Below are 22,727 nucleotides of genomic sequence, written 5' to 3'. Positions count from 1 at the left end.
TATAAATAACAAGACAAAAAGGATTCTTACCATGACCGAGCAAAAATACATTGTTGCCCTAGACCAAGGCACCACAAGTTCTCGCGCTGTAATCCTCGATCACGATGCAAACATCGTTAGCTCTTCTCAAAGAGAATTCACTCAGATTTACCCGAAAGCGGGTTGGGTTGAACACGATCCAATGGAAATCTGGGCAACTCAAAGCTCTACATTGGTTGAAGCACTTGCTAAAGCCGGCATCCGCAGCGATGAGCTAGCGGGTATTGGTATCACTAACCAACGTGAAACCACCATTGTTTGGAACAAAGAAACAGGCAAACCGGTTTATAACGCAATCGTATGGCAGTGTCGCCGTACAGCAGACATCTGTGAAGACCTAAAAGCGCGTGGCCTAGAAGACTACGTACGTGACAATACTGGCTTAGTCCTTGACCCGTATTTCTCAGGTACAAAAGTAAAATGGATTCTAGACAACGTTGAAGGCGCTCGCGAAGACGCTGAAGCTGGCAAACTACTGTTTGGTACGGTTGATACTTGGTTGGTTTGGAAGATGACTCAAGGACGTGTTCACGTTACGGATTACACCAATGCGTCACGTACTATGTTATTTAACATCAACGACCTATGCTGGGATAACAAACTGCTAGACGAAATGGGTATTCCAGCGTCAATGATGCCTGAAGTAAAACGTTCTTCAGAAGTTTACGGCCAAACGAACCTTGGTGGTAAAGGTGGTACTCGTATTCCAATCGCAGGTATTGCAGGCGACCAACAAGCCGCTCTTTACGGTCAAATGTGTGTAGAAGCAGGCCAAGCTAAGAACACTTACGGCACAGGTTGTTTCCTTCTAATGAACACCGGCCAAGAGAAAGTCACATCTAAGAACGGCCTGTTAACAACACTAGCATGTGGCCCTAACGGCGAACCAGCTTACGCACTTGAAGGTGCGGTATTTATGGGCGGCGCATCAATCCAATGGCTACGTGATGAAATGAAGCTACTGGCTGGCGCAGAAGATTCTGAGTACTTTGCAACGAAAGTAGACTCGTCAAATGGTGTGTATGTTGTTCCTGCCTTTACTGGTCTTGGCGCGCCATACTGGGACGCTTATGCTCGTGGTACGATTGTTGGCCTGACTCGTGGTGTGAACTCGAACCACATCATTCGTGCAACGCTGGAAGGCATTGCTTACCAAACTCGCGACGTATTAGACGCAATGCAAGCTGACTCTGGTATTAAGCTAGCCAACCTACGTGTTGATGGGGGCGCAGTAGCAAACAACTTCCTAATGCAATTCCAATCAGACGTATTGGATACTGAAGTTCACCGTCCTGAAGTAACAGAAGTAACGGCATTGGGTGCTGCTTACCTTGCGGGCCTAGCGGTTGGTTTCTGGGGCAGTATTGATGAGCTTCAAGATAAAGCCGTACTAAACCGTACGTTTATGCCACATCACGATGAAGAAAAACGCAACCGCCGTTACAAAGGTTGGAAACGCGCAATCAAGTGTGCGCAAGTTTGGTCTGAGCTTCACAATGAAGACGAAGGTCAAGACTAGTCCAAATGCCCAGACTAAAACTAAGATACGAATAAACGTACCCAACTAAACCGGTTATTCGATTCTCAGTAAACGAAACCAAAAAGAGCACAATCTTGTGCTCTTTTTTGCGTTTCAGTGGTTATTTCTACATTTTGAGCTTCGTTTTTGCGGTTTAGACATGATTCCTTACCATCATTACTTCTCTCTGAGTATCAATTCGAGCACAATAGCGCGAGGTGATATTTAGAATTAAGTGCGCTAAAACACAGCAGCGTGCAGGGAGTGGTAAGTAAAGTGAAGCAAATACCAAGACACCAGCAGATAGTCGACCTGGTTAAAACACAAGGGTATGTGAGTACCGAAGAGTTGGTAGAGAAGTTTGATGTAAGTCCTCAAACCATCAGACGTGACCTAAATGAGCTCGCTGACAGCAACAAAATTCGTCGCTATCATGGCGGTGCAACCATTCCTTTAAGCTCAGAAAACACCTCTTACAACACGCGTAAAGCACTTAACTTTAACGAAAAAGACGTAATTGCGGATGAATTGGTTAAGCACATTCCAGATGGCGCAACTCTATTCGTCGATATCGGAACTACACCAGAATCCGTTGCCCGAGCACTTAACAAAAACCACAAACAGTTACGAGTCGTGACCAACAACATCAATGTAGCAAGTATCCTTCTGCCGAACCCTGAGATTAAGGTTATCTTGGCGGGCGGCGAAGTACGAAACCGCGATGGTGGTATTGTCGGTGAAGCGACACTCGATTTTGTAAAGCAGTTCCGTCTCGACTTCGGTATCTTGGGCATCAGCGGCATCGACTTTGATGGTTCACTGCTTGACTTTGATTATCATGAAGTTCGCGTAAAACAAGCGATTATCGATAATAGCCGCAGTATTTTCTTAGCGGTCGATCACAGTAAATTTGGCCGTAACGCGATGGTTAAGCTTGGTAACATATCTCAAGCGCACATGGTATTTACCAACAAGCAACCACCAGAAGAGATTCTCAACATCCTTAAAGATTCTGCAATACCATTAGAAGTGATCGATACCGCTCGTCCTATGAGCGTATAAATCAAAAAATAACTCAGTGACGCCACTTTCTTAAATGAATCACGATTCTTTATAGAAAAGTTAATAAAGTAAAACTTGCTCGTTGTCACTGTCGCTTCTATGCTCGAATTAGACTTATTTGAACCTCTGCTTTCATAAGCAGAGGTTTTTTTATGCACAAATCACATAAAACGCTCATAAACGAAAATAATAAATGACCGCAAACGAAAGTTAATATAGGATTCAATTATGTTCTAAAATGCTCGTTCGCTCAGAAAGAGGTCAAAATCATGAGTGCTCAACAAAATAATTCAAAAAATAGTACATCTTCCACTTTAGACTTGATCGTGATCGGCGGCGGCATCAATGGTGCGGGCATCGCGGCAGATGCGGCAGGTCGAGGTCTTAACGTTGGTTTATACGAGGCGAATGATTTTGCTTCTGCTACGTCATCGGCGAGCTCAAAGCTAATTCACGGTGGCTTGCGTTACCTTGAACATTACGAGTTTCGTTTGGTTTCGGAAGCACTTGCTGAGCGTGAAGTTCTGCTAAGAAAAGCACCTCACGTTGCACAACCAATGCGCTTCCGTTTACCTCATCGACCATTTTTGCGCCCAGCTTGGATGATTCGCTGTGGCCTATTCCTTTACGATAACTTGGGTAAACGCACCACGCTTCCAGGAAGTAAGACAGTCAACTTAGCAAAATCAGGTCTATTGAAACCAGAAATGAAGACGGGCTTCGAATACTCAGATTGTTGGGTTGATGATGCGCGTATGGTATTGCTCAACGTTCTAGCGGCTAAAGAGAATAACGCAGAAGTGCGTAACTATTGCCGAGTTGAAAAAGCGCATCGTGAAGGTGGAATCTGGCATGTAACGATCCACGACGTAATGACGGATCAACGTTTCGAGCGCAAAGCGAAAGCGCTAGTGAACGCTGCCGGCCCTTGGGTTAAGCAATTCTTTGATGACGGGCTAAAACAGGCTTCTCCTCGAAATATTCGTTTGATTAAAGGCTCGCACATTGTCGTGCCACGCATTCATGACGAACCACAAGCCTACATTCTGCAGAACAAAGATAATCGCATTGTGTTTATGATCCCTTACCTAGATAAGTTCTCGATCATTGGCACTACCGATCTTGAGTACAAAGGCGACCCACGTAAAGTAGAGATTAACGATGAAGAAGTGGATTACCTAATTGATATTGTTAACCAGCACTTCGTACAACAGTTAGCGCGTGAAGATGTAGTTTGGACTTACAGTGGCGTAAGACCGCTTTGTGATGATGAATCGGATTCACCACAAGCGATCACTCGTGACTACACACTGGAATTAGATGCCGAGCTAGACCAAGCGCCACTACTTTCGATCTTCGGCGGCAAACTAACCACCTACCGTAAGCTAGGTGAAGCGGCGCTTAAGAAACTCAACCCTTACCTAACCAACATGGGCGCTCCGTGGACGGCTAACGATACCCTGCCAGGTGGTAACTTCAGCTGCAGCAGAGAACAGCTCGCTAAGATGATCCACACCAAGTACCCTTGGATATCAGAAGCACTGTTACTACGTTATGTGACTCAATTTGGTACTTACACTTGGAAGCTGCTGGAAGGTGCAACGAGCGAAGCTGATCTTGGTATCCAATTCTCAAGCGAAGCACACGGCGTTTATCAAGCTGAGATAGATTACTTGATCAATGAAGAGATGGCACTAACAGACGAAGACATTTTATGGCGCAGAACCAAGCTTGGTCTGTACTTAAGTGAAACAGAGCAGCATGCAGTTTCTAGCTACTTAAAAGAGAATCTTGAAAGCACTGTGGTGAACTTTTCTCAAGTCGGTTAGTTCTTCTAGCAAAACCATCTGCTCCTGAATATAAATAATGACAAAGCTTAGCGCTCCCCACGCTAAGCTTTTTTATTGTCTACTATTCCGATCTAAGAGCTCGATCAGATAAACCTCTCGATTGATCGTCTCCTTCACACTGACTGAGGCTTTGTTCATTCCCCTATTTTCAATAAAAACTAAATAGTGTTTTATTAATCTGCTGGATTATCAACTTTACAAAAGGTTGTTATTCTTTATCTCAACGAAACAACACATTCAAAAACGCTCGCGATGTCAGCGCTTTAATAAGGAATCTATTCCATGCAAAAAGTTATCCTGATCACTGGCTCTACTGATGGTATCGGCTTCGAAACTGCAAAAGTACTCGTTCAACAAGGCCACCACGTTTTATTGCATGGACGTAACCCAAGCAAACTCAAAAACGTTGAGCAACAGCTTGTGACGCTCTCGACTGAAGCGAAAATTCAAAGCTACGTAGCAGACTTATCGGTTCTGGCGGAGGTCGATACGTTGGCCGACGAAGTGATTGCTGAGCACGATAAGATTGATGTACTGATTAACAACGCTGGCGTGTTCAACACTCCGAACCCAATAACTAAAGACGGGTTAGATGTTCGTTTTGCAGTGAATACGGTTTCGCCTTATCACCTAACCAAACGTCTATTGCCATTGCTCGGTTCATCTAGCCGAGTGGTGAACCTATCTTCAGCGGCACAAGCGGCAGTAAGTATTGAAGCTCTCGAAGGGAAAAAAACGCTTTCTGATGGTGATGCTTACGCACAAAGCAAACTGGCGATCACCATGTGGACTCGTAAAATGGCAAAAGAATTAGGTTCAACAGGGCCGATGGTTGTTGCAGTAAACCCGGCTTCCTTACTAGGCAGCAAGATGGTGAAAGATGCGTACGGCATTGCAGGCGGCGACCTAAGCATTGGCTCTGATATTCTAGTTCGCGCCTCATTGTCTGACGAGTTCGCACAAGCTGGCGGTCAATACTTCGATAACGACAACAATACCTTTGCTAACCCACACCCAGATGCAATTTATGGTGATAAATCACAGCAAGTTGTCGCTAAAATTGATGAGATCATCGCGGCTACGCTTTCTTAATGACAGCTACGCTCAATTGATTTTCTGATTCTAAGCAAAAAGCCCTGTTTTTCTAATGCATTAGTTTAGAAACACAGGGCTTTTTCTCTAAATCTATCTGACTCTACTTTTGTTCCCAATATGGCGGGTTACCATAATACTCAGAGAAATAATCAATGAAGGCTCTCACCTTTGGTGCAATCAACCTTGAACTTGGGTACACCGCCCAAATCGCAGGTTCTGACGTTAAAGAGTAGTCTTCCAATATTTTAATCAATTGACCGTTTTTCAGTTGCTCATACGCACACCAATTTGATGTCACCGTGATACCCAACCCACCAATAGCAGCATCACGCAGCGCTTCTCCATTATCAGCCCTGAGCGATCCAGATGCCTTAATCGTTTTAGGCCCGTTTTCGGTATTGAAGGTCCAGTTTTCTAAGCCAATCAAACTAATACACTGGTGGTCATTAAGATCTTGAGGCTTGGCAGGATTGCCGTATTTGATTAGATAATCTGGCGATGCGCACACAACACGTTTGTCTCTTGCGAGCTTTCGAGCAATGAGTGTCGAATCTTTCAGTTCAGAGATGCGAATCGCGATATCGAAACCACCTTCCACAAGATCGACCATGGAGTCTGACAGTCTCAAATCGACTTTTAGACCAGGGTAACGATCGAGAAATCCAGGCAATGCAGGAACAAGATGCAAACGCCCAAAAGACGCAGAGGCCGTAACGCGCAATGTTCCGATTGGTGAATCACAGCCCACACCGACTGCCGACTTGGCAGCATCAACACTCGATAACACCTCTTCAGCGTGAGGTAAAAACGCTTCACCTTCTTCTGTTAAAGACACCTTACGAGTCGTTCGGTGTACCAGGCGAACACCTAAATTATCTTCAAGTTTACTGATGTGCGAACTAGCAACCGCAGGAGACAAACCAAGCTCCTGGCCAGCCATACTGATGTTATGTGTGGAAGCTAAACGAACAAATAACTTAAGGTGTTCAATATTCATACGATTACCAATAAAATCTTAAAAATCCTTTGTTAATAGACCACATTACTTGCCAAAAACATAGCAATGTCATACTTATGAACGTTTCATTTTGGCCATATTATTGAACTAAAAAAACTCCCGAAGGAGTTTAACAATTTTAAAACGATGTTATCTCGATCAACTAAGCTACTAAGCTACTAAGCGAGCATGCAGCGCGTCTTTAAGTACAGAACGATCATGTTTTAGCTGGTGCATCGAACCGTCATCAATGGGTGAATCTTTCAGCTCAAGCTTACGAATCTCTTTATCAAGGTTGTCGTATGTCTTCATATCTTCAGCAAATCCATCGTCAGTTTTAACAAGCTCAGCAATTTTATCTTTCATTTCAGGAAATTCGTGAACAAGAGAATGATTTTCACCTAGCATAGAAACCTCTTAAGTTGAGTAAAGTGATTGGTATTAAAAACATTTCATTATTAACCTTAGCAAGTGGTTTAAATAACAAATGAGATCCAGTACACAGCATAGAATATAGACAATTCTGATTCAAAAATGTACAGCACCCATCCACAAAACAGATGGATTAGTTTTGAATAAAAGAAAACCTCACGTAATCGTAAGGCTTTAAAGAGGTCTTTCTAATAAGTGGATAGCTAAAGAGGTGTTTCCAAAAAGGAGCTAGCTACTACACCCTCTCGTATCTATTTTATTCATGTGATCATGTGATGATGTGTCAGAGCCCGTCGATTGGCATCCTGCCACGAATAACAGCGTCACAGATAAGATAAGCCATTTCATAATAAATCCTCTTTTGTTCATGACTGAAGCATAGTGCTTATTAGCTTAGATACCTCAGCCATTAACTAAAGTCTTACGCATAAATAAAGCCTTGGTTAATGAACAAAGTATCTTCTCATTAATTAACGACCTGCTTTTGTACAAAAAACTTTCACTCATCCGAATAAAAATCACACAAAAACGACAATAAAGGCTGCATTGAGGTCGAAACGAGGGTCTAAAAACTAGTTTCCAAGCGCTAAACGGACCGCTGCGTCTGCATGGACTGACGTGGTATCGAGCAAAGGAACATCAGTGTGTTGTTGCTGAATCAGCAGGGCGATTTCAGTACACCCTAGAATAACGGCCTCAGCACCTTGCTGGCTTAGCTTCTCTATAATTTGACGGTATACATCACGAGACTCTTCTTTTACTTCGCCTCGACACAACTCTTGGTAAATGATGTTGTGCACTTGTTCTCGGTCGCTTTCATCAGGAATCACAACACCGATACCGAATTTATTGACTAGGCGAGCTTTATAGAAATCTTGCTCCATTGTGAAAGCCGTACCTAATAACCCTACTTTTTTAACACCTTGTTCAAGCAGTATTTGCGCGGTGGTATCAGCGATATGAAGGATAGGAATAGTAATCTTTTTTTCTATCTCAGGTACGACCTTATGCATGGTATTGGTACAAATAAGGATAAAGTCCGCTCCGCCTTTCTCAACCGATAAAGCCGCGTCCGACAAGATGTTAGCCGTCTCTGACCAACGTCCTTGGTGTTGTAGCCTTTCGATTTCATCAAAGTTCACGCTGTACATGCAAATTTTTGCAGAGTTAAGGCCACCAAGATTGGCTTTAACACCTTCATTAATGGATTTATAGTAACTCATTGTCGACTCCCAACTCATTCCGCCGAGCAAACCGATCGTTTTCATATTCCTGTCCCTTTAGATTCCGACTAACCCGATTAAATCGTTATGCGTTGCAAATTTATAGTACGTTCTTGCTTAAAGCGAGCCCATAACACCTTACTCCTTTCAAACCATTCTTTCCAAACCATTGCTTTCAAACCGTTTATTCCAAAAACCTCCGTTCATAAAAAAGGCTCGAATTAAGAACCCGAGCCTTTGTTGCTTTTGACCAACCAAAGTTTTGGCGTTAGTACACCTCACACCAATCTGACTTCATATCGATCAGTGTCCAGTCATCTCTTGAGCTCGCTTCGTCTAATGCTTTGTCGAGTTGCCCAACATGAGACTCTCGGTCGTACTTCCACTCACGTTCGCCATCAGTGTGATGAACAATCATAGCCATTGAGTTTGGTTGGCTGGTTGCCCATTGCATCATCGCTTGATCTCCGTCTGAGTTCCCGACAGCTAGAATAGGCTTTTTACCTATAATATGCTGAATATTCGATACTTTTCCAGCTTTGTCATCGATGGTCAAAATGGAAGAGTCTTTAGTGACCGTCGGTTTACCATCGTTATAGTTGTAATTGTATTTAAGCGCGCTGCCGATAATCTGTTCAGAAGGAATGTTGTAAGCCTGAGGAGCCCATGCTCTCATAAAATCAACGCCTCCTCCCGATACAATGTAAGTTTTAAAGTCATGCTCTTGTAGGTAAATCAGCATCTCTTTCATTGGCTGGTAAGTCAGGTCTGTGTAAGCTTTATTGAAACGTGCATCTTTTGCTACCGCTAACCACTGCTCAACATCTTCTTGGTATTGCTCAACTGTCATGCCAGAATGTGTCGCTAAAATGATTTTGAGTAACCCTTCTTCACCACTGCCAAGAACGCTCTCAATATCCCCTTCTAGTACAAACTTAAACGGTACTTCCGTTTTCCATTCAGGATGCTCAGAAGCCAACTCTTTTACACGATCTAGTGCAAAGGCTAATTGGAAGTAGTAAGGCTGTTCTGACCAAAGCGTACCATCGTTATCGAACACAGCGATTCGATCTTCAATCGCCACAAACGCCTCGGACTCTGTTTGGGTGGCTTGCCCAACAAAATCTACGATAGCGGATTTGCTTTCACCATCCTTCCAAGAAGGCAGCAACAAAGGATCACAATCTTTAGCAAAAGATGAAAAGGAAAAGCTCGATAAAATCACAACTGACAAAAGGGATATTTTCTTCATAGCAACTACCATGTTGTTGAATTGATTATAGGGTTCACTTTCATTCATCCTAGTTTGTCTATCGCGATTTTCCACTTATGGATACTATAACCGATGTTTATGTTGCGATTTGAACAGCAGAAGTAATGCTTCAGCATTAAAATTTTCAGCTCACACAAGATTGCTTTGTGGTTTACCCCAACGACAAATCTCGTTATGGTGATTTGTCATATCATCATAAAACAAGGACTGCCTGAAAATTATGAACAGCACGATTGAGACCATTTTGGGGCACCGCTCCATTCGCCAGTACACGGGCCAACCAATAGAAAAGCAACAACTCGACATGATTGTTCAAGCAGGCCTTGCTGCATCGTCGTCGAGCTTACTACAGGCTGTTTCCATCATTAGAGTCACAGACAACGAGAAGCGCAAGCTGCTAGCGGAATACGCAGGTAACCAAGCTTACGTAGAAAATGCAGCCGAGTTTTTGGTGTTCTGTATCGACTATCAACGTCACGCTAAAATTAACCCTGAAGTGAAAACCGACTTTACTGAGCTGACTCTGATTGGTGCGGTCGACTCTGGCATCATGGCGCAAAACTGCATGTTGGCTGCAGAGTCTCTAGGTTTGGGTGGTGTATATATCGGTGGACTGCGTAACAGCGCACAACAAGTCGATGAACTGTTAGAACTACCACAACACACCGCCGTGTTGTTCGGGATGTGTTTAGGTCACCCGGCACAGCAACCAGAGGTTAAGCCTCGCCTTCCTGCTCACGTAGTAATGCACGAAAACCAATACCAACCGCTAAGCCTAGACGAAATTGCCAGCTACGATGATTCGATGCAGAGCTACTACGCAAGCCGTTCAAGTAACCAAAAGCAGAGCAGTTGGTCACAACAGATCACACAAAAGTTATCTGGTGAGTCTCGACCACACATCCTTCCTTACTTGAACAGTAAAGGACTGACCAAGCGATAAACTGCTCACACTCGATATTCAGAAAGCACAATAAAAAATGTCAGCGCAATATACGCTGACATTTTTTTGTTTATACGGTACTGGTTTTGCTACAGATATTTCTCAATCGGTAGCAATTGTAGAAAACCGGATTGCATTCTTTCCCACTTACCTGTCTCAGGTTCGCTGTCCCAACTTTGCTCACCGGAATACCAATACACATCACCGTCTTCCAGTTCTAGGCGCCAGCTATTATCTTCATTCATTGCTTGTTCAATGGTTTCTGCTAGTTTTTCGGCAATGACTTTATTTTCGATGATTAAAACCGATTCCGTGTTGAGATACGTAGAGCGCAAATTGAAGTTAAATGATCCAATGCTCGCAATACTACGGTCAAATACTACCGATTTAGCATGTAAGCCATAGGCCGTCTCCGGAGCACATTTAGACACATCTTGGGTAGATGCTTCACAAAGATTAGATTCTGGTTTTAGCTCAAACAGGTCGATACCATGATCTAACATGTCGTAGCGGCGACCCGCATAAGCAGAATGATTAGTCACCAAATCATTAGACGCCATAGAATTGGTAAGCGCCTTTATTTCAACGTTGTTGCTACTCAGAGATTGCCACTCATCAAGTTGTCCATCATCAAACACTAGGTAGGCAGACTCTAGCAAGATTTCGTGTTCAGACTTACGTGCTAGATCCGCAAGTAACACAGCCGTTGCTTTAGGTAAATTAGTATCATCTGAGTCGATAGGGACTGGGGGATCGTAAACAAAACGGGCATTGACCCAAGTCATTTGACTCAAGACACTTTTTAACAATTCAGTGCTCGATTTACCGTCTTCTGGCAATTTAGGGTAGTTCAGATAATGCGGAGCAGCGATGTCGTTCATCAATGAAATATCAGGCTGTTCTTCACCACCTAACATATCAACAGGGTAAGACCAACGGCTATTCCAATACTCAATAAAACTCGCTTGGATAGTGGTTACCACAGAGCCCATGACCATCACGTCGCGATCTCGAAAATTGATTTCGTCAGAGAGGTCAAAATATTCATCGCCGATATTACGCCCACCAACGACAGACAAAGTGCTATCTACAGTAAACGACTTGTTATGCATGCGACGGTTTAACCGAGAAAAGTCCCCCAAAAAACTCAACCATTTGCTGAAGCCACGACGTGTTGGCGTTGGATTAAAGATGCGAATCTCAATGTTAGGATGCGCATCCAATGCCGATAACAAACCTTCACGTTCATTGAGGTTAATATCATCAAGCATCACTCGAACTTTAACACCACGGTCAGCAGCGGCTAACAAACGACTGGCTAGGTAGCTACCCGATTCATCAGAATTCCAAATGTAGTATTGAATATCGATGGTATGTTCAGCCGATTCAACCAGTGCCAATCGCTGAGCTAGCGCATCCCAGCCAGATTCTTGTAAGCTAACGGCCGTCGTTCCTTGCTCAACAGACTCAGGTTGATAATCCGCAGCTAAGACCGACAAGACACTGGATGAGGGGAAGGTTTGCGGTTCTGTTGGATGATCAATGCCTTCAGGGAGAGAAGAGCACCCACCTAGAATAGCAATTAAAATTAGGGTTAAACTAATGCGTTGGAGCACGGGCATGTATTGAACTTCCTTTCAACGATGGCTTTCAGGGTGCGCAGCCATTCCTATTTACCTATTGATTATTGCTGCTATTACCTGAAATTTATAGGTAATTATCAAGGATAAATTGAAAGCCCAGCAATTAAAGCAACAAATCACTTCAAATGAGTCAGCCCTAAACAGTATAAGCCTAGTGGTTTTTCGACCATTTCGACGGTAATTTCAGTTCTGTCTTGATTACAGTTCAGTGCTAAAGCGTAGCCATGCAAATAGTCCACTAGCAAATGAAGCGCATTTTCAGTTTGCTCTGAGGTCAGATTTAAAGGGTGTACTACTGCTTCAAAACGTTCGCTAAACACTTCTACAGGACCAAGAGATTTCATTGTCAATAAGGTTTCTAACAACCCTCGATACTCATTCAACACCGGAAACATTGTTCACGCTACATAACGTTTATCGTCCCTACACAAGCCTCCCCTAAAGTAGTACCCTTTATCATATTTCATCCTTAATGGTATCTGGATCTCATGAAGCTTTTAGTCGATCGAACAGGCGAACAATTTTTAGAAATTCTAAATGAATCTGGAGATACACTAACGGTTCAATTCATTAGCAACGAAGGTAATCGAAAGGGTAAGCCGTTCCAAGATAACTTAAGTGGATTATTCCTCACGGGGTGGAAGCCGCGCACCACTTCAACCGCCATCGGATTAGAACGCTTTAAGCAAGGCAAGCTTGAAGATCCCAAAGTGAGTTTCGCATTGCACCAACTCTATCCACTGGGTCGAGACGTAAAATTACCTTCCGGTGATATCGCTACAGTCGCAAGTTACGCCAATACTCATAGCGATGGTTACTATATGTTTGTGCGCCTCAACGATGAGTTAACACGACTCAAGATTACGCCCGATTGGGAACTGCAACCTTCCGCTCAAAGATTGGCTCTGCCATATTACCCAGCCCCAAGAACCAAGGAAGAGCTCGACAACATTGATGACTTTGATGCGTGGGCGGGCGGTTTTTAAACACTCTTTACCTACGCCTGGTAGCACATAACCCCCAGGTTATTATCAATTTATTTTTGAAAATAATTCAAATGTGACGCTGTTTATCGTTTCAAATATTCCTACTATTATTTATCCATCGATACAGACTGTAGCTCAATGAACAAAGAGTGGCGCTGTAAACACAGACAACTCACCATTTCGGTGAAAAGTAATATAGGTACGAACATGACTCAACTAACTATCGTCGCAAACATCGTCGCTAACGAAGACAAAATCGAATTGGTTAAAGCCGAGCTATTAAAACTGATTGATATAACTCGTACGGAAGAAGGTTGCATCAACTACGACCTTCACCAAGACAATGAAAACCCAGCGCATTTCACTTTCTATGAAAACTGGACGTCTCGTGAACTGTGGCAACAGCACATGGGTAATGCCCATCTTGCTGAGTACATGGCAGCAACGGAAGGTTGTGTTGCGTCATTCACGCTCAATGAAATGACTAAAATCGCTTAAATACTGATTCCAAGTTATCTGCTACTGGATAACACGCTTACAATCAATTGATTTTGATTTAAAAGCCCCGCTGCACGTCAGCGGGGCTTTTTCATTTAAGCGTATATCGTCGTCAATCAGCCTTAGTTAGAGCTTTAACCTTGGCTGTATAAAATCAATAAACGCCGAGATACGCTTAGAGACGGATGACGACTTATAGTAAACCGCATTCACTCGCTCTCGATCTGTGTTGGCAAGTTTGTCTTGCTCCAAAATAGGGACTAGGCGCCCTGCTGCTATATCGTCCTGCACCATAAAACCCGATAAACAAGCAATCCCATTTCCAGCTAATGCCAGTTGACGCACGATTTCACCATTACTGGCTGTTACAGTAGGCGGGATATAACTTTGGTTTGGCAAAGGCCAGTGATTAAGCACTTTGTTTCCTGCAAATCCCACAACTTGATGCGAACTCAAATCTTCAGGTTTGGTGGGCAACCCACGCTTAGCGAGATAATCAGGCGACGCTACAATATGAAGCAAACTTTTCCCTAACGGGCGGGCGTGCAGTGTTGAATCGGACAACTTACCGATTCGAATCGCAACATCAGTTCTCTTTTCCAGAAGATCAACGAAGCCCTCGTTGGAAGTGAGTTCCAATTCAATATCTGGGTAAGCCTCTTTAAATGACTGCACCAAAGGCACTAGCTGATGGAATACGAATGGACTGGCGGCATCAACTCTTAAACGACCTTTTGGCAACTCACCGCGCGACACAATTTCTTCTTCTGCGCTCTGGATCACCTGTAACCCCAACCTTACTGAATCAACAAACTGCCGCCCTTCCTCTGTCAATTCCACTCGTCTCGTTGTTCGGTTGAATATTGAGACGCCGAGTTGCGACTCAACCTTACTCACCGAACGAGACACCTTGGCAACCTGTACATCCAACGCCTCTGCCGCCGCAGAAAAGCCACCAGCATCGACGACGGTGAGTACCATTTCTAAATCATCTGAACGGGTTAGCATGATGCTCCTTCACTACTTTCATGTTGTTTAATGTCCTCTCGTTTGTGCTCATCACAGCTCAAATCATCTGTGTCTTTTCGATCTTATTAACTTAATCCAATGATCGGCTAACTCTCTAATTATTGCAAATAACACAAAGGTTATTTGTTAATGATGACATTTTTAACAAATATATTTTACTAGATAATCCCCGCCATCAGACGAAGCGCTCTTATCGCAGTAGCAAGCTGCCCCATGTTATCGCGCTCAATAATCAACACAGAACAGTAAGAGAGATGATTATGCCACTAGCACTATTTGCATTGACGCTCAGCGCCTTTGCCATCGGAACCACAGAATTTGTCATCGTGGGTTTGATCCCCACGATGGCGAGCGACTTGAATGTATCTCTGCCATCAGCAGGCCTATTAGTCAGTTTATACGCACTTGGTGTTGCCATTGGCGCGCCAGTATTAACGGCGTTGACCGGAAAATGGAACCGTAAGCTGGTACTGCTAGGCGTGATGGCCTTGTTTGTCGTCGGCAACTTACTGGCATGGCAAGCACCAGGCTACAACACATTGATCGCTGCTCGTATTTTGACAGGCCTTGCCCATGGTGTGTTCTTCTCGATTGGATCAACCATCGCGACCGGTTTAGTTTCAAAAGATAAAGCAGCCAGTGCCATTGCGATCATGTTTACGGGTTTAACTGTTGCATTGGTAACCGGTGTACCACTGGGCACCTACATCGGCCAAACTTTTGGTTGGCAAGCGACCTTCTTGATCGTTGCTATTCTTGGCCTGGTAGCCCTTATTGGAAGCGCCTTCTTAGTTCCAAACAACCTTAAACAACCGCCAACCGCTAAGATTTCAACGCAATTAAAGGTTCTAACTCAGCCTAGATTACTGTTGGTTTACGCCATCACAGCACTCGGTTACGGCGGTACATTCACAGCCTTTACCTTTCTCGCTCCAATACTAGAAAACGTATCAGGGTTTGATTCAAGTTCTATCAGTTTAATCATGCTCGTTTACGGTGTATCAGTCGCGGTTGGTAACATCTGGGGCGGTAAGATGGCCGACAAAATGGGCCCAATAAAAGCACTGACCGTTATATTCTCTGGCTTAGCGTCAGTACTGGTAATCTTCAACTTTACCGCGGTAAACCCTTATGCATCGGTCGCAACCATACTTGTGTGGGGTGCATTTGCTTTCGGTAACGTTCCGGGACTGCAGGTTTATGTAGTGAAACTGGCTGAGAAATACACACCTGACGCAGTCGATGTGGCATCAGGGCTCAACATTGCAGCTTTCAACGTAGGTATTGCATTAGGCTCATGGGGAGGTGGTTTGATTGTCGCAAAATCTGGATTAATGAACACACCTTGGATTGGGGCTATGATTGTCTTAATCGCGCTAGTGTTGACCCGAATTAGTGGTGCTCTAGACAATAAAAAACCAGCATTCCAAGCGACGAACCAATAACTCTAACCAAATAGCAACGATGAAATCTTACATCGTTGCTATTTTCTATCTTGTCTTATCGCAAATAAGAATCGAACAACATAAATAACACATCCTCGATTTAATTAAATTAAGAGATTATTAATTATAATTTGAGTAATAATTTATTATGAATCTTTTTTTGAATTTAAATACCCTTCCATATCGCCCTTCTAATATTGATTCAAATCAATTAATTGCTCAATAAGCATCCATTATTATAAAAAGTGGATTGTTTGTGGATTACTTCACCCAATTGGGTGATGATAAACCTATCATTTAATGACTAATATCAACCTTAGATAAACTCAAATGAAGCACCAAAATATATTCGAGTTATCGCTTGCAATAGGTTAAATGGATTGAGTTATGCAGATATCAGAATTGAAGATTCCACTAGAAAATGGACTTAATAAATCCCCGTCTGAATTCGAAGAAGCGATAAGAAATGGATTAACTACACTTGGAATTGAGCATGTCACATTAGTTATCTCATCAAAACCAGACTTCCCAGCCTTCAAATATATTGATGGTTTGTCAGATGGAGTCTCGCTGACAGAGGTAATCACAGACAATCTAGATGATTATCTCATGTTGATTTCAAAGAGCCGTAAAGGAAAAATTCATCACAAGATAGATGACATAATGGACAATAGAATATTGGGTCATGACAAGCTCCCTGTCGCCCAAGATTATCTGAATTTCTATAGTATTTCTGAAAATCTACTTTACGAACATGGAATATCAATAATGTTTCATAGTGTCGATGAACTCCGGATTGATGAATTACGCCAGTTAAAATCAATATGTGACATTGCCATCGCTTGGGCAAATTCATGGGTCGCCCACCGTACTATGGTCTCACATTGGCGTAAATATTCTGAGCCAAAAACGGCCAACACGAGCCCGTCTTTGACTAAGTCAGAACTTGATGTGCTTGATCTACTGACTAAAGGATTGAACGGTACTGAGATCGCACAAACCCGTGATGTATCAAAAGAAACGGTTCGCAGTCAGATCAAGAGTATCCTGCACAAAACACAATGTAAAAACCAAAACCAACTGATCTCTCGATTTGGACAAGGGCAGTGGCTCATCAGCCCACCAATACGCTCTGCTTACACCTAATTCGCTTCTGCCGCCAAGGAAGGCTCAAAGTATGCAAAATAATCGACCAGCACCTTACACATGCTTGATCACTCGCAGCAACACCTTGTCGCGAGTGATCAGAGATTTATTGAAACTTTCTTTCCCACTCAATCAATTTCAAGTTATCGAATCTTATTCTGAACTTGACCCTGAGTATAAAGGCGTTGTGCTTTTAGACAGAAGTACGATACCGATGCCAGACAAGTGTGGTGTTTCAATTATCAATAGAAAAGATAAGTGGATCGCCATCAATATTAAATGCAGCGCTTGTTACGATTACCTAAAATTTGGCTTTTTTGGCCAAATAGAAGTGAATCATTTTGAATTTATTCCAAAAGCCATTAAATCTGTTCAAGAGGGAGAGCTTTGGTTCCCTAGACATATTATGGAAAGCTTTATTATTGACCTTTGTATCAGTAGCGTTTCTAAGAAATCCTATTCCATCACAGAAAAAGTAACATCAAAGTTTTTTTTAACAAAGAAAGAGCAAAGAGTCTTTGAATTAATGATTCAAGGTTTTTCAAACATACAAATAGCAAACGACACAAATGTCAGTATAAACACAGTAAAAACACACGCTTACAATGTGATGTCCAAGTTGAATGTACATTCTCGACATGAACTATTTGCTAAAGCTCATGAATTAACCGTTTAAAATTAGCACTCTTTTCATACTTATTTATTCAATATATCACCCCTCGTTGCGAGGTATATTTTTTAAATCCTAATTACTATGTATTTGTTGTCGGGAATAACAAGAGTAATGAGGGAATAATTATGAAAAAATTAATATTAGCGGTAGCAGTAGCCGGTGTGATGTTCAGTGTAAATAGTTTCGCTGTTGGTGGTGGTCCAGGTGGAACCAAGTTAGAAGCTAATGTGGTTCAATTTGGAGGAGCAACCAATGCTCTTCTGACCAATGCAACGAACACTGATGGCGCACACATTCGCATGGAAGGCACGATTCCACAACGTTGTGTGCTCAACTTGAAATCAGCACAAGCCGGAGAGTTTGTTAATGGTGATATCCACCTAACGAACATGCTGGCAGATAGCAAAAATTTGGTCTCAGGGCTAACAGCCAGTAAACCAATTGCAAGTCTTCGTGCCTGGTGTAACTACGGGAAATCAATGGAAGTCGATATGACTGCCACACCTTTCAAAATGACTCGTTTCGGCATGGCCATTGGTAAAGAACGTATCGATTACACATTACAAGCAAATCAAACCGACATTTTCGATACAAGCAATGCAAGTGATGGTTTGTTTGGTCATACGACAGGTAACTTCCAAGTTAAATGGAGTGGTGAACACCAAAAAGCAAGAATTGCAGAAGTTCCTCTTAGTATCACAACAGAGGGTGCAGCTTTAGCAAGAGCCGGTAATTATCGCTCTACAGTGTATGTGAAACTCCAAGCGAAAACTTGTCACCACATGTGTGGATTTTAGCTCATAAATTAGAGCCCACAAACGTGGGCTCATTTTACCAAGGAAGGGTTTTATGAAAAACATTACTTTATTTATCAGTCTGCTACTCTTCCACGCCGTCGCTTTCAGCTACGAAATTACCCCTATGTATCAAGAAATGAACGAATTTGGAGGAAAGGCTCTCTCAAGCTATACAATCAATAACCCTCAAGACCGTTCACTCCCAATTGAAGTTGTAGTGTATGACGTAAGTTACGATGAAACCGGAGAGGTACTAACACTTAATGAAGACAGTTTTCTCATTTTGCCTCCTCAAATAATGGTAGACCCACAAAGTTCTCAAAAGATTCGGGTGCGCTATATCCCTAGCGATACTCTCACAATGACCAAACTGTACCGCATTGAATTCAACGAACTAGAAGTCGAAGGGCCTGAAGATAGTGACAGTAAAATAAGAACACTGCTTAGTTTTTCGACCTTAGCTTTTGTATCTCCGAACTCAATAAAGCCCACTATGAAGTCCTCGATTAAAGATAGAAACATAGTGGTAGAAAACACAAGCCAAGTTCTAGTGAACTTGCTTCATTCCGTATTCGAACTTCAAACTAACGGCGAGAAAAAAGACCTCCCGTGGAGCCAGATTGACACTAAGACAAGTGGTTACTTAATGCCTGGTGCCACCGCTTATTATCCTATTCCAAACGAATTCAAAAAAGTCACTGGTATTGCCATAAAGCAAAATAATTAACACTGAACCACCTGCTTCTACACGAGCTTTATTGGGAGGTAACATGAGCCGATATTACACAGTTCTTCTGTGCGTATCTCTATGCTTGCTAGCCCAACCTCACGCCTATTCCGCGGATTGGTTATTTCCATTCCCAATCAACTATTTAGGCTCAACAGTGGGCGATATTGATGCGTTCTCTGATGGTAAAACGATCTCCAAGGTTCATACCATTCAACTGAATACACTGATTGGTTCAGCGCTTACAAGTGAAGTATCAGGTAAGTTATCTTCGTACAAAGATACCTTTATTTCAGTGGAAACATTGAAAGAGTGGGGTGTGTTGCTCTCCTTTTCATCCTCTGACATGTCTATCTCATTATCTTTCGTTCAAGATGCACGAAAAGAGCAAGCGCTAAGTTTCAGCGCACCTTACTCTCCTCCTATTTATTCCACATCAGCCTTTTTCACCAACATCAATAACTTTAACTTTGGCCTATCTGATACACGAGGGGTTGAGACTCAAAATGAAGAACAAAAGTGGAATATAGAGTGGATCTCCACAGGAAACTTTGCTGGTGCGCGGGGAGTTAACTATAAACTGTCAGGCTATTTTGATGATGGCACCAGTGAGGAACAAACTTTTTATCGTGGCGATATATCGGCCTTTATCGACCGTGCAGAAACCCCTTATCGAGTCACTTTTGGCGACCAAGTTAACAGTACTTCAGGCCACCTACCTAGCCAACAATTTGGCGGAATCGGGTTTGAACGTAATTACTCAGCATTACAACCGAATCGCAGTATTCAGGTAGGAGGCACTCAAGCCTTAGTGCTTGAAGAGTCTGCCGACATCGAACTGTACATTAATGGTTCCTACGTGACAGAGTTTCGACTTCCACCTGGACGTTATATGCTCGATAACTTGCCACTATCTTCAGGTAGTAATGACGTTCGTTTAGATATTGAGTATCAATCGGGAAGACGAGACTCCATTCTCTACAGCGTATTCTACAACTCTAAACTGCTCAAAGAGGGAATATCCGACTTTGGCGTGTATTTGGGTGCTCCTTCAGAAATAAAAGACAGTCACTATAGGTACGATACCGAAAGCTTAATCACCAGTGCCTATTATGACTATGGCTTAACCGAATACTTAACGCTTGGGTTGAATGGCTTTTATCATAAAGATGGATTCATACTAGGGGGGATCTCCACTTTTGGCACCCCCATCGGTAATATTGGCTTTCGACTATCAGGCAGCCAGTCGAGTGAATATGATGAAACCGGTTATATCGCAAGCATCGATTATGCCGCCTCGCTCTGGGATCAAAACAATTACAGCGCCCCCAACTTACGTATCGCGCTTGAATCTTACGATACCTATTCCTATCAACCTTGGACGGAAGAAGGAACGACAGGCCATTCGGCAGCAGTCAGCTATACCTTAGGCATTACCGATGATGTTTACTTATCGCTCTCATATAACCTTGATAAGCAGAGTGGTTACGATACGGAATGGAGTGCAGAAGCCTCAACGTCTTGGTCTTACTCCAATGTAGTGGTCGGTTTAGGTGTTACTCATGAAGAAGACCCAAATGAGGGCATTTCGAACACAGAGGGTATTCTATCTGTTGATTGGACATGGAGTTCTGATGACGGGCAATACACCGCAGATGCCGGATACGCCAGCGATACTGAGATCTTACGAGCAAGCTTTAGTAAGCCAAGTAAAAATCAAGTTGGCCAATATGGCTATTCTCTATCTGCTGATGTCGAATCGAATCAAGGACAGTATCAATTACGTGGTGACTACATAGGCAACCGGGTTCGATATGATGGAGACATCAATTATTACAACTCGAACAGTACCGAAGACACCGTGGTCACCTCGTTTAGACCCAGTACAGCATTCACAATTAGTGACAGCAATCTCTCTTGGTCACGCCCAATATATGGTGCGGCGGCTGTGGTGCAAGTTCATGAAAGTTTAGAGTCGGACGCCCTAATAAACAGCGATGAAGACGCGTACGCAGAAGCGATTTCTCAGCAAGGTTACCCCAATGCTATCAGCCTCTCTACAGCCCACATCACTCAGAGCTTTACTGTAGATGCGCCAAACGCACCTGTTGGTTATGACATCGGCAATTATCTGTACAACATCACCCCAGGCGCTTATACCAGTCATCTCATCACCGTTGGGTCCAATAAATCTAAAACCATAATAGGCAAATTACTATTAGCTAACGGTCAACCGCTTGCGTTAACTCAAGGCTATTTAACCGATCTCGATGACACATCTTATCCATTCTTCACCAACAAAGGCGGAAGATTCGTTATTGAAGGAATAGGCAGCGGTGATTATCGAATCGAAACGATCAATTCCAACGCAACGGGGATCATCAGCATCCCTGAGTCAGACGATAACCTGTTGAGACTTTCTGATATTCAACTAGAACAAGGAGCAAACAATGTTCAAAGTAACTCCAATGAAAAAAACTAATTGGCTGCTCACATTATGCATTCTCTGGCTGCCTTCACCATTACTAGCACAGAGTTGCAACGGAGTATGGAGCTTAACCCAACTTAACAATGGTCCGATTGAGTTTGATAAATCGGGATTTGCGAAAATTCAATACGAGCTCAAAAAGCTACGCTCTCAAAGCGGCGAATGTTCATTAAGGTCGGTTCGACTAAAAATTCTCAATACGTTGGACAAAAATGGACCTTATTTCGTCAACCAAAGCCAAACAATGCTTACTTATGATCCCAAAGAGCGAGAGTACTTGCTATACGCAAAATACAATTCTCCGGTCCGTTTTTACTTGGTCGATCCGAGAGCAAAAATTAACTACGCTGCAAAATACACTGTGCCTTTTATTGCCAAGCTCAAGTATGAAGACAACCCTGTATCAACACTAACAAGTACCGCAACTTACAAGATAAAGTCTTTCGTTACTTTTGATTGGTCTGGCCATGGAAGCAACATTCACCGCTCAGCAACAGGATACAGTTGGCAACTCGGTGAACTTCATAGTGGTAAGCGTTATCAAGCAGATTTTATGATCCGTTCTAATTCTCTAACAGAGCTTTGGGTTAAATCTCGACACGGCAAACTGATCAATACCCAGAACCCGGATTGGACGATTACCTATCAACTGACCGTGAATGGGATAGAAGTGTCCAGATTGCACCGCATGACTCCCATAAAAAACTATAGTCGCGGCCAGCACACCATTCCTTTTTTACTCTCGATCACTGACAACACCAACCTGTCACGAGCGGGAAGTTACCGCGATGAATTATATATCCAAGTAAAAGCAATAGATCCTATTTTCTGAAGTAGCGCTGTGACATTTTAACAAAGGTAC

Annotated in this window: 21 protein-coding genes; 14 read left to right on the top strand and 7 right to left on the bottom strand. The window is 43.0% G+C overall.

Annotated elements, in window-relative coordinates; genetic code table 11:
- Window positions 1-31 precede the first annotated feature (31 nt).
- From glpK to SJY39_RS15930, 4 genes are all read left to right on the top strand, one after another.
- Window positions 32-1,558, top strand: a complete 1,527-nt coding sequence (gene glpK / locus SJY39_RS15945; protein ID WP_016767362.1) for a glycerol kinase GlpK — start codon at window positions 32-34, stop codon at window positions 1,556-1,558.
- 276 nt (window positions 1,559-1,834) lie between these two features.
- Window positions 1,835-2,620 carry a DeoR/GlpR family transcriptional regulator gene (locus SJY39_RS15940; protein WP_010431787.1) on the top strand — a complete coding sequence of 262 codons (786 nt, stop codon included), beginning with the start codon at window positions 1,835-1,837 and terminating at the stop codon, window positions 2,618-2,620.
- 269 nt (window positions 2,621-2,889) lie between these two features.
- Window positions 2,890-4,449 carry a glycerol-3-phosphate dehydrogenase gene (glpD, locus tag SJY39_RS15935; RefSeq protein ID WP_016786363.1) on the top strand — a complete coding sequence of 520 codons (1,560 nt, stop codon included), beginning with the start codon at window positions 2,890-2,892 and terminating at the stop codon, window positions 4,447-4,449.
- A 303-nt stretch (window positions 4,450-4,752) separates the two neighbouring features.
- Entirely contained in the window at window positions 4,753-5,562 is an 810-nt protein-coding gene (locus SJY39_RS15930; RefSeq protein ID WP_010431792.1) for an SDR family NAD(P)-dependent oxidoreductase, read from the top strand.
- A 103-nt stretch (window positions 5,563-5,665) separates the two neighbouring features.
- Here SJY39_RS15930 and SJY39_RS15925 read toward each other — a convergent pair whose 3' ends face one another.
- From SJY39_RS15925 to SJY39_RS15910, 4 genes are all read right to left on the bottom strand, one after another.
- Window positions 5,666-6,562 (bottom strand): LysR family transcriptional regulator, encoded by an 897-nt coding sequence (locus tag SJY39_RS15925; protein ID WP_010431794.1) that lies wholly within the window; start codon window positions 6,560-6,562, stop codon window positions 5,666-5,668.
- 171 nt (window positions 6,563-6,733) lie between these two features.
- The gene (locus tag SJY39_RS15920) at window positions 6,734-6,970 is read right to left on the bottom strand and encodes a YdcH family protein (RefSeq protein ID WP_010431796.1); all 237 of its coding nucleotides are present in this window, start codon (window positions 6,968-6,970) and stop codon (window positions 6,734-6,736) included.
- A gap of 596 nt (window positions 6,971-7,566) precedes the next feature.
- Window positions 7,567-8,262, bottom strand: a complete 696-nt coding sequence (locus SJY39_RS15915) for an aspartate/glutamate racemase family protein (protein ID WP_016767360.1) — start codon at window positions 8,260-8,262, stop codon at window positions 7,567-7,569.
- Window positions 8,263-8,485: 223 nt separating this feature from the next.
- Complete coding sequence (locus SJY39_RS15910) at window positions 8,486-9,469, bottom strand: HAD family phosphatase (protein WP_032545022.1); 984 nt, start codon at window positions 9,467-9,469, stop codon at window positions 8,486-8,488.
- Between the two features lie 241 nt (window positions 9,470-9,710).
- Here SJY39_RS15910 and nfsA point away from each other — a divergent pair, with 241 nt between their 5' ends.
- On the top strand, window positions 9,711-10,433 hold the full coding sequence (nfsA, locus tag SJY39_RS15905) for an oxygen-insensitive NADPH nitroreductase (RefSeq protein ID WP_010431802.1): 723 nt from the start codon (window positions 9,711-9,713) through the stop codon (window positions 10,431-10,433).
- Window positions 10,434-10,522: 89 nt separating this feature from the next.
- Here nfsA and SJY39_RS15900 read toward each other — a convergent pair whose 3' ends face one another.
- A complete protein-coding gene (locus SJY39_RS15900) occupies window positions 10,523-12,055 on the bottom strand; it encodes a phospholipase D family protein (RefSeq protein WP_010431804.1) in 1,533 nt (510 codons plus the stop codon).
- A gap of 137 nt (window positions 12,056-12,192) precedes the next feature.
- On the bottom strand, window positions 12,193-12,471 hold the full coding sequence (locus tag SJY39_RS15895; protein ID WP_010431815.1) for a hypothetical protein: 279 nt from the start codon (window positions 12,469-12,471) through the stop codon (window positions 12,193-12,195).
- Window positions 12,472-12,564: 93 nt separating this feature from the next.
- On the opposite strand from SJY39_RS15895, the gene SJY39_RS15890 reads away from it, so the two are divergent.
- Both SJY39_RS15890 and SJY39_RS15885 read left to right on the top strand, forming a co-directional pair.
- Window positions 12,565-13,062, top strand: a complete 498-nt coding sequence (locus SJY39_RS15890) for a hypothetical protein (RefSeq protein WP_016767357.1) — start codon at window positions 12,565-12,567, stop codon at window positions 13,060-13,062.
- A gap of 207 nt (window positions 13,063-13,269) precedes the next feature.
- Window positions 13,270-13,560 (top strand): putative quinol monooxygenase, encoded by a 291-nt coding sequence (locus SJY39_RS15885; protein WP_016767356.1) that lies wholly within the window; start codon window positions 13,270-13,272, stop codon window positions 13,558-13,560.
- Window positions 13,561-13,686: 126 nt separating this feature from the next.
- On the opposite strand, the gene SJY39_RS15880 is transcribed toward SJY39_RS15885, so the two are convergent.
- Complete coding sequence (locus SJY39_RS15880; RefSeq protein WP_010431824.1) at window positions 13,687-14,568, bottom strand: LysR family transcriptional regulator; 882 nt, start codon at window positions 14,566-14,568, stop codon at window positions 13,687-13,689.
- Between the two features lie 281 nt (window positions 14,569-14,849).
- Here SJY39_RS15880 and SJY39_RS15875 point away from each other — a divergent pair, with 281 nt between their 5' ends.
- The 7 genes from SJY39_RS15875 to SJY39_RS15845 all read left to right on the top strand — a co-directional run bounded on the left by SJY39_RS15875 (window position 14,850) and on the right by SJY39_RS15845 (window position 22,697).
- Entirely contained in the window at window positions 14,850-16,034 is a 1,185-nt protein-coding gene (locus SJY39_RS15875; protein WP_010431827.1) for an MFS transporter, read from the top strand.
- Between the two features lie 387 nt (window positions 16,035-16,421).
- Entirely contained in the window at window positions 16,422-17,180 is a 759-nt protein-coding gene (locus SJY39_RS15870; RefSeq protein WP_016767355.1) for a helix-turn-helix transcriptional regulator, read from the top strand.
- A 31-nt stretch (window positions 17,181-17,211) separates the two neighbouring features.
- Window positions 17,212-17,856, top strand: a complete 645-nt coding sequence (locus SJY39_RS15865) for a response regulator transcription factor (protein WP_010431833.1) — start codon at window positions 17,212-17,214, stop codon at window positions 17,854-17,856.
- A gap of 122 nt (window positions 17,857-17,978) precedes the next feature.
- Window positions 17,979-18,650 (top strand): hypothetical protein, encoded by a 672-nt coding sequence (locus SJY39_RS15860; RefSeq protein WP_010431836.1) that lies wholly within the window; start codon window positions 17,979-17,981, stop codon window positions 18,648-18,650.
- A gap of 52 nt (window positions 18,651-18,702) precedes the next feature.
- On the top strand, window positions 18,703-19,377 hold the full coding sequence (locus SJY39_RS15855) for a fimbria/pilus periplasmic chaperone (protein ID WP_010431845.1): 675 nt from the start codon (window positions 18,703-18,705) through the stop codon (window positions 19,375-19,377).
- A gap of 43 nt (window positions 19,378-19,420) precedes the next feature.
- Window positions 19,421-21,859, top strand: a complete 2,439-nt coding sequence (locus tag SJY39_RS15850; protein WP_010431850.1) for a pilus assembly porin PapC — start codon at window positions 19,421-19,423, stop codon at window positions 21,857-21,859.
- On the top strand, window positions 21,828-22,697 hold the full coding sequence (locus SJY39_RS15845) for a hypothetical protein (protein WP_010431851.1): 870 nt from the start codon (window positions 21,828-21,830) through the stop codon (window positions 22,695-22,697). The genes SJY39_RS15850 and SJY39_RS15845 overlap by 32 nt, the downstream gene beginning before the upstream one ends.
- Window positions 22,698-22,727 lie beyond the last annotated feature (30 nt).

The organism is Vibrio sp. R78045 (assembly GCF_042466085.1).
Classification (GTDB): domain Bacteria; phylum Pseudomonadota; class Gammaproteobacteria; order Enterobacterales; family Vibrionaceae; genus Vibrio; species Vibrio cyclitrophicus.
Note: the sequence above shows the minus strand (reverse complement) of the source record. Positions and strands in the feature narration are given on the sequence as shown.